Source organism: Saccharopolyspora sp. NPDC002578, from assembly GCF_053592695.1.
The window spans coordinates 48,357-56,117 of sequence record NZ_JBSFWJ010000042.1 but is presented as its reverse complement, the minus strand read 5'-3'; the positions used below and the strand labels follow the sequence as shown (position 1 = coordinate 56,117).

Annotated in this window: 5 protein-coding genes; 1 reads left to right on the top strand and 4 read right to left on the bottom strand. The window is 72.1% G+C overall.

Going from position 1 to position 7,761, the window contains the following annotated elements; translation table 11 throughout:
• Positions 1-155: 155 nt before the first annotated feature.
• The 4 genes from katG to ACWD38_RS19910 all read right to left on the bottom strand — a co-directional run bounded on the left by katG (position 156) and on the right by ACWD38_RS19910 (position 5,341).
• Positions 156-2,366: a catalase/peroxidase HPI gene (gene katG, locus ACWD38_RS19925; protein ID WP_450124656.1), complete on the bottom strand. Its 2,211-nt coding sequence runs from the start codon at positions 2,364-2,366 to the stop codon at positions 156-158.
• Positions 2,350-2,796: a Fur family transcriptional regulator gene (locus tag ACWD38_RS19920; RefSeq protein WP_450124659.1), complete on the bottom strand. Its 447-nt coding sequence runs from the start codon at positions 2,794-2,796 to the stop codon at positions 2,350-2,352. Before ACWD38_RS19920 ends, katG begins: the two co-directional genes overlap by 17 nt.
• Positions 2,797-2,915: 119 nt before the next feature.
• On the bottom strand, positions 2,916-4,124 hold the full coding sequence (locus tag ACWD38_RS19915; RefSeq protein WP_450124655.1) for a CoA transferase: 1,209 nt from the start codon (positions 4,122-4,124) through the stop codon (positions 2,916-2,918).
• Positions 4,121-5,341 (bottom strand): acetyl-CoA C-acetyltransferase, encoded by a 1,221-nt coding sequence (locus ACWD38_RS19910; RefSeq protein WP_184480814.1) that lies wholly within the window; start codon positions 5,339-5,341, stop codon positions 4,121-4,123. The genes ACWD38_RS19915 and ACWD38_RS19910 overlap by 4 nt, the downstream gene beginning before the upstream one ends.
• 349 nt (positions 5,342-5,690) lie before the next feature.
• Here ACWD38_RS19910 and ACWD38_RS19905 point away from each other — a divergent pair, with 349 nt between their 5' ends.
• Positions 5,691-7,757 carry a hypothetical protein gene (locus tag ACWD38_RS19905; RefSeq protein WP_450124654.1) on the top strand — a complete coding sequence of 689 codons (2,067 nt, stop codon included), beginning with the start codon at positions 5,691-5,693 and terminating at the stop codon, positions 7,755-7,757.
• The last annotated feature ends 4 nt before the right edge of the window (positions 7,758-7,761 follow it).

The window sequence follows — 7,761 nt, the reverse complement described above, 5'->3', positions numbered from 1 at the left end:
ATCGCACCAGACGCTCTTCGCGCATCGGGTCGTCCGCTGCCGCCACCCTAGGACGGCTTTTTCCCTCGTGGCGGAGCCACTTGGGAAAAAGATCCCGCAGCGAGAAGCCCGCTGAGGTTCCGCTACCCGACTACCAGAGCAACCCGAGCCCAGATTCAGGCAACATCGAACCGGTCCAGGTTCATGACCTTGGTCCAGGCCTTGACGAAGTCGCCGACGAACTTCTCCTGGGCGTCGGCGGCGGCGTAGACCTCGGCGACGGCCCGCAGCTCGGAGTTCGAGCCGAACACCAGGTCGACGCGGCTGCCGGTGATGGCCTTGCCGGAGCCGTCGGTGCCTTCGAACGTCGTCGAGGACTCGTCGGCGGGCTTCCACGTCGTGCCCAGGTCGAGCAGGTTGACGAAGAAGTCGTTCGTGAGCGTGCCCGGCCGGTCGGTGAGCACGCCCTGCTGCGACTGCTCGTGGTTCACGTCGAGCACCCGCAGGCCGCCGACGAGGACGGTCAGCTCCGGCGTGCTCAGGGTGAGCAGGTTCGCCCGGTCGATGAGCTGGTACTCGGCGGGCAGCGTCGAGCCCTTGCCCGCGTAGTTGCGGAACCCGTCGGTGGCCGGTTCGAGGTGCGAGAACGACTCGGCGTCGGTCTGCTCGGCGGTGGCGTCGCCGCGGCCCGGCGTGAACGGGACCGCGATGTCGAATCCGGCGGCCTTCGCGGCCCGCTCGACACCGACGCCGCCTGCCAGCACGACCAGGTCGGCGAAAGAGACCTTCTTGGCGCCGGACCCGGCGTTGAACGACTCCTGAATGCCCTCCAGCGCGGTGATGACGGTCGCGAGCGCCTCCGGCTCGTTGACCTCCCAGCTGCGCTGCGGTTCGAGGCGGATGCGGCCACCGTTGGCGCCGCCGCGCTTGTCGCTGCCGCGGAACGTGGACGCCGAGGCCCACGCCGTGGAGACGAGCTGGCGCACGGTGAGCCCGGAGGCGGCGATGTCCGCCTTCAGCGCCGCGATCTCGGCGTCGCCGATGAGCTCGTGGTCCGGCTTGGGGATCGGGTCCTGCCAGATCAGCTCTTCGGACGGGACCTCGGGGCCGACGTAGCGGTCGACGGGGCCCATGTCGCGGTGGGTCAGCTTGAACCAGGCGCGGGCGAACGCGTCCGCGAACTCCGCCGGGTTCTCCCAGAACCGCCGCGAGATCGGCTCGTAGATCGGGTCGAGCTTGAGCGACAGGTCGGTGGTGAGCATGTTCGGCGCGATCTTGTTCGCCGAGTCGTGGGCGTCGGGCACCGTGCCGTCACCGGCACCGTCCTTCGGCTTCCACTGCCAGCCGCCGCCGGGGCCCTGGTAGAGCTCCCACTCGTAGCCGAAGAGGTTCTCGAAGAAGCCGTTGCCCCACTGCGTCGGCGTGGAGGTCCAGGTGACCTCCAGGCCGCTGGTGATGGTGTCGGCGCCCTTGCCGGTGCCGTGGGCGTTGGACCAGCCGAGGCCCTGCGCTTCCAGCGGCGCGGCCTCCGGGTTCGGGCCGAGGTTGGAGTCCGGGGCGGCACCGTGGGTCTTGCCGAAGGTGTGCCCGCCGGCGATGAGGGCGACGGTCTCCTCGTCGTTCATCGCCATCCGGCCGAACGTCTCGCGGATGTCGCGCGCGGCGGCCACCGGGTCCGGCTTGCCCTCCGGGCCTTCCGGGTTGACGTAGATCAGGCCCATGTGGGTCGCGCCCAGCGGCTGCTCCAGATTGCGCTGCTCACCGCCGGAGATGCGCTGGTCGCTGCCGAGCCAGGTCGTCTCGGAGCCCCAGTACACGTCGTCCTCGGGTTCCCAGCCGTCGACGCGGCCACCGGCGAAGCCGAAGGTCTCGAAGCCCATCGACTCCAGCGCCACGTTGCCCGCGAGCACCAGCAGGTCCGCCCAGGACAGCTTGCGGCCGTACTTCTGCTTGACCGGCCACAGCAGGCGGCGGGCCTTGTCCAGGCTGACGTTGTCCGGCCAGCTGTTGAGCGGCGCGAACCGCTGCTGCCCGGATCCGGCGCCGCCGCGGCCGTCGCTGACCCGGTAGGTGCCGGCGCTGTGCCACGCCATCCGGATCATCAGCGGGCCGTAGTGCCCGAAGTCGGCGGGCCACCAGTCCTGCGAGGTGGTGAGGACGTCGAGGACGTCGCGCTTCACCGCGGGCAGGTCCAGGGTCTTGAACTCGGCGGCGTAGTCGAAGTCCTCGCCCAGCGGGTCGGCGACCGCGGGATTCTTCGCCAGCAGCTTCAGGTTCAGCCGGTTCGGCCACCAAGTGTCGTTGCCGTTCCCCTGGGTGGGGTGGGGGATGCGGCCGCCGTGCGCGACGGGGCAACCACCGGTCTCGGTGTCAGGGCTGTCGGTCACCGGGAGTCCTTTCGGGATCAGTGCGTTGTTCGGGATCAGAGGTAGTGCAGGTGGGACAGGTTCCCCAGTAGATGACTTCGGCTTCGTCGATGGCGAAGCCGTGACCATCGGAGGCGCTCAAGCAGGGAGCCGCGCCCGTCGCGCAGTCGACGTCGGCGATCACTCCGCACGATCGGCACACCACGTGGTGGTGGTTGTCGCCGACGCGCGCCTCGTAGCGGGCCACCGAACCCATCGGCTGGATCCGGCGCAGCAGCCCCGCTCCCGTCAGTGCGCGCAGCACGTCGTAGACGGCTTGGTGCGAGACCTTCGGGAGCCGTTCGCGCACCGCTTCGAGGATGGAATCGGTGCCGGCGTGGGGGTGTTCGTGCACCGCGGTCAGCACGGCGGTGCGCGGGCGGGTCACGCGCAGATCCGCCTCGCGCAGCATCCGCTCGAAGTCCGCGGTCGTCCTGGGCACGTGCAGCATTCTGATCGGCAGTCTGGAACCGATCAAGATTTTGCGCCCTCTTTTTTCACACCGTTCACGATGTAGGACCGCGACGTCGGTCAGCCGGTTCCCGCGATGACGCCGCGGTCGTGCAGCCCGCCCAGTTCCGCCGGGCTCAAGCCGAGCACTTCGGTGAGCACGTCGTCGGTGTGCTCGCCCAAGCGCGGCGCGGGGGAGGCGCCGTCGTACTCGCCGCCCCACCGCAGCGGGGAGCGCGCGGCGACCGACGGCCCGATCTCGGGCTGGTCGACGGAGGTCAGCACCGTTTCCGCTGTGGACGCGCGGTGTTCGGCGACGACGTCGGCCATGCCCCGGTAGCGGCTCCACAGCACCCGCCCGGCGTCGAAGCGCTCCCGGACCTGCGCCAAGGTCCGCGCCGCGAACCAGGGCCGCAGGATCGCGGCGATGGTCTCGCGCAGCCGGTAGCGGTCGGCCTCCTGGTCGAGGTCCGCGCCGAGCGGTTCCGACAGGGCCGCGAACACGTCCGTCGTGCCGGTCGCCTCCTGCAGCGCCGTCCACTGGCCCCCGGTGAGCGCGACGACCATGACGCGCTGGTGGTCGGCGGTCTCGAAGTCCACGCCGAAGCTGCCGTAGACGTGGTTGCCGTGGCGGGGCCGGTCGCCGCCGCGCAGCTCCGCTTCGGCGAGCCAGCCGAGGTTGGCGACCCCGGCCGTGGCGACGTCCGCCAGCGCCAGTTCGACGCAGGAGCCGCGGCCGGTCGCCGCGCGCTCGCGCAGCGCGGCCAGCACCCCGGTCGCCGCCGTCATGCCGGTGATCAGGTCCCAGGCGGGCAGCACGTGGTTGACCGGCGCCGCACCCTGCTCGTCGCCGGTGATGCCGGGCACGCCCACTTCGGCGTTGACCGTGTAGTCCACGGCGGGTCTGCCGTCGGGATGTCCTTGCACCCGCAGGTGGATCAGGTCGGGGCGCCGGGCGGTCAGCACCTCGTGCGCGAGCCACCGGCGACCGACGCTGTTGTTCACGAGCACGCCGGATTCCGGGCCGGGCGCGGTGATCAGCGCGGTCACGAGCTCCTTGCCCTCGTCCGAGCGCAGGTCCACCGCCAGCGACCGCTTGCCCTTGTTCAGCGCGGTCCAGTAGAGGCTGCGCCCGCTCGGGGCCAGCGGCCAGCGGTGCTGGTCGGCGGCTCCGCCGAGCGGATCGACCTTGATCACGTCCGCGCCGAGCTGGCCGAGCGCGAGGCAGGCCGAGGGCCCGGCGACGAAGCTCGCGCACTCGACGATCCGCACGCCCTCCAGCGGGCTCATGAGATCCGCTCGAAGATCGCGGCCAGGCCCTGGCCGCCGCCGATGCACATGGTCTCCAAGCCGTAGCGGCTCTCGCGGCGGCGCATCTCGTGCAGCAGCGTCGTCAGGAGCCGCACCCCGGTCGCGCCCACCGGGTGGCCGAGGGAGATACCGGAACCGTTGACGTTGAGGCGGTCGAAGTCGCCGTCGCCGAACTCCCATTCGCGGGTGCAGGCGAGCACTTGCGCCGCGAACGCCTCGTTGAGCTCGATCAGGTCCAGGTCGGCGAGCGCCAGCCCCGCCCGCGCCAGCGCCTTCGCGGTGGCGGGCACCGGCCCGATGCCCATCGTGCGCGGCGCGACCCCGGCCACGCCCCACGACACCAGCCGCGCCATCGGCGTGAGCCCGAGCTCGTCGGCCTTCGCGCGGCTCATCACCAGGCACGCGGCGGCGCCGTCGTTCTGCCCGCTGGCGTTGCCCGCGGTGACGGTGGCCTCGGGGTCCTGCGCGCGCAGCACCGGCCGCAGCGCTGCCAGGGATTCTTCCGACGCGTCGGCGCGGGGATGCTCGTCGCGGTCGACGAGGGCGTCGCCCTGTCCGCGCTTGCCGGGGACGGTGACCGGCACGATCTCCTCGGCGAAGCGGCCGTCGTCGATCGCGGCCACGGCCCGCCGGTGCGACCGCAGGGCCAGCCGGTCCTGCTCCGCGCGCGGGATCGTGTGCTCCCGGCGCAGGTTCTCGGCCGTTTCGAGCATCCCGCCCGGCACCGGGTGGTGCTCGCCTCCGGCGGTGAGCCGGGCCCGGACGAGCCGGTCGTGCAGTTCGATCCCGCCGCCGCGCACGCCCCAGCGCATCTGGTCGGAGTAGAACTCGACCAGGCTCATGCTCTCCGCGCCGCCCGCGAGCACGACGTCGGCGACCCCGGTCTGCACCCGCATCGCCGCGTCGAGCACGGCCTGCAATCCCGATCCGCAGCGGCGATCGACCTGCATGCCGGGCACCTCGACGGGAAGTCCCGCGTTGAGCGCGGCGACGCGGCCGATCGCCGGAGCCTCCCCGTTCGGATAGCACTGGCCGAACAGGACGTCGTCGACCTGCTCGGCGGGCACCCCGCTGCGGTCCAGGACCGCCCGGATCGCGGTCGAGGCGAGTTCCGCCGCCGGAATCCGGGAGAACACCCCGCCGTAGCGCCCCACCGGCGTGCGGACCGGTTCGACGATCACCGCGTCGCGGGTCATCCTGCTACCTCCGTCGTGGTCATGAGGTCTTGCCCGGCAGTTCGTCCGAGATGATCCGGAGCCGGATCTCCAGCCGCTCCTGCGTGAGGTGCCCGGGTACGGCGCTCGACGGCGATTCCGGCCGGTGGGTCATGAGCCCTCCCCGTGCGGTCCGGACGGTTCTCGCGTCGAGAGAACCACTTCGCGCTCGACGCCGTCCAGCCTCGGTGGCCCGACGCCGCCGCCGAACGCGGACCGGTTCGACGGACGTGCCGGCACCGGCGGGGCGGGTTCGGTGATGTCGTGGTCGCGGACGGTCACCTCGCGCTAGGGTGGCCCCGGTGATCTTCGGACGCCAGGGGGATCGACGGTGACCGGCAACAGCTTCGACGGATCGGCCCACGCGGTCGCGCAGGCCGGGCACGTCGAGGGCGGCATCCACTTCTACGCCCCGTCCCGGCCCGCCGAGCACCCGCCCAGGCAGGTGCCGCAGCCGACCCGGTCCTACACCAACAACGAGCGCCAGCTCCGGGCGATCACCGAAGCCGTCCGCTTCGCGATATCCGGCGACGCGGCACCTCGGGTCGTCGTGGTCCGCGGCCCGCTCGGCGGCGGCAAGAGCGAGACGGCGTTCCGCTGGGTCGCCGACCACGGTGGCGAGTTCGCGGGCCGGTTCTACGCGCGGTTGTCCGGAACCGACGGCGAATCCGGCGCGGAGAGCGAAGCGCTGCGCGACTTCCTCATCGCCGTCGGCTACACCGCGTCGGAGATCCCCGCGACGGTGCAGGGCCGGTCCAACTTCTTCCGCTCCTGGAGCACCGGTAAGAACGTCGTGGTCGTCGTCGACGACGCGGTCACCGCCGCGCAGGTCCGCTGGTTCCTGCCGGGGGAGGGCCGCTCGGTCGTCCTGGTCACCGAGGCCGGTCCGCTGGGTGCGTTGCGGCAGCGGGAGAAAGCGGCGTACGTCGAGCTCGATCCGCTGAGCCCGGAATCCGCGCGGCTGCTGCTGAAGCGGATCCTGCCCGCCGACGACCCGCGACCGGAAGCGGAACCGGAGAACGTCGACGCGCTCGTGGAGCGGTGCGAGGGGTCCACGCTGGCGCTGTGCGTGGCGGGAGCGCTGCTGGCGGACCGGCCGCAGCGCTCCGTCGACCGGCTCGTGCGGGAACTGGCTCGCGAGGACCGGCGCCTGGCCGTGCTGTCCCGCGACGAGTCCCTGTCGGTGACCGCCGTGCTCAACACCGCCGTCGACCGGCTCGACGAGCAGACCAGGCTGCTCTACGCGGCCTTCGGCCTGCACCCGGGCTCCGGTGATGTCGGCGTGCCCGCGTTCGTCGCGGCGCTGGGAGCGAGCGAGGACGACGTCCGCGACGGCCTGGACCGGCTGGTGGACGCACGTCTGGTGCAGGAAGGCGCGCGGGGCCGGTTCTTCGTGGACGGGCTGGTGCGCGCCCACGCGCGCCGGCTCGGCACCGATCCCGCAGTGCGAGCGCGGTTCCTGCGGTTCTACGTGGACACGGCCGTTCCGGCGGGCAACGCGGTGATGCCGCAACGCGGCTGGCTGGAACGGCTCTGGCCGGACTTGGATCTGACCGGGTCGGTGTCCGAACCGGAGGCGTGGCTGGAGGCCGAACGCGCCAACCTCCGCGCGGTCGCCGGGCTGCTGCACGACGACGGCGACGCCGAGGTGTGCCGGTTGGCGGTGGCGCTGTGGCCGTTCCACGAGCGGGCCAAGCACCTCGACGACATGGACGCCGTCAACGAGCACGCCGTCGCCGTCGCCGACGACCACGGGCACCCGTTCGCGGCCGGACTCGCGCTCGTGCAACGGGGTTTCGCCTTCCGGCACCGCGGCGAACGGGACAAGGCCGCGGAACTGTTCGCCCGCGCCGAGCGGATCGCGCGCGAGCAGGACCTCCCGGAACTGGCGGCCACGGCGGTCGAATCGCTCGGCATCGCCCGCCGGGAGCAGGGCGACCGGGACGCGTCGCGGGAACTCCTGCGGCACAACCTCGTACTGGCCGCGGAGATCGACGACCAGCGCCGCACGTCCCTGGCGAAGATGCACCTCGGTTCGGTGGAGCACCCGGACGCGGCCGTGGCACTGCTCGGCGAAGCCGTCGAGGGGTTCCGGTCGCTGCCCGAACCGGACGTGCACAACGAGCACAAGTCGTTGCTGTGGCGCGGAATCCGGGCGGTGGAGCTGGGCCACCCGGAGCAGGCGCAGGCCGATCTGCACGCGGCGCTGCGGCACATGACCGGCGAGAACCGCCACTTCGAGATCGCCCAGATCCACCACGCGCTCGGCGCTCGCGCCGTCGCCGCCGATGCCCCGGACGAGGCGCGCGAGCACTTCGAGCGCGCCGCGTCGATCTACCGCACCTGGGGATTCCTCGACCAGGCCGAACAGGTCCTCGCCGAGCAGCGGCGCGGCTGAGCCG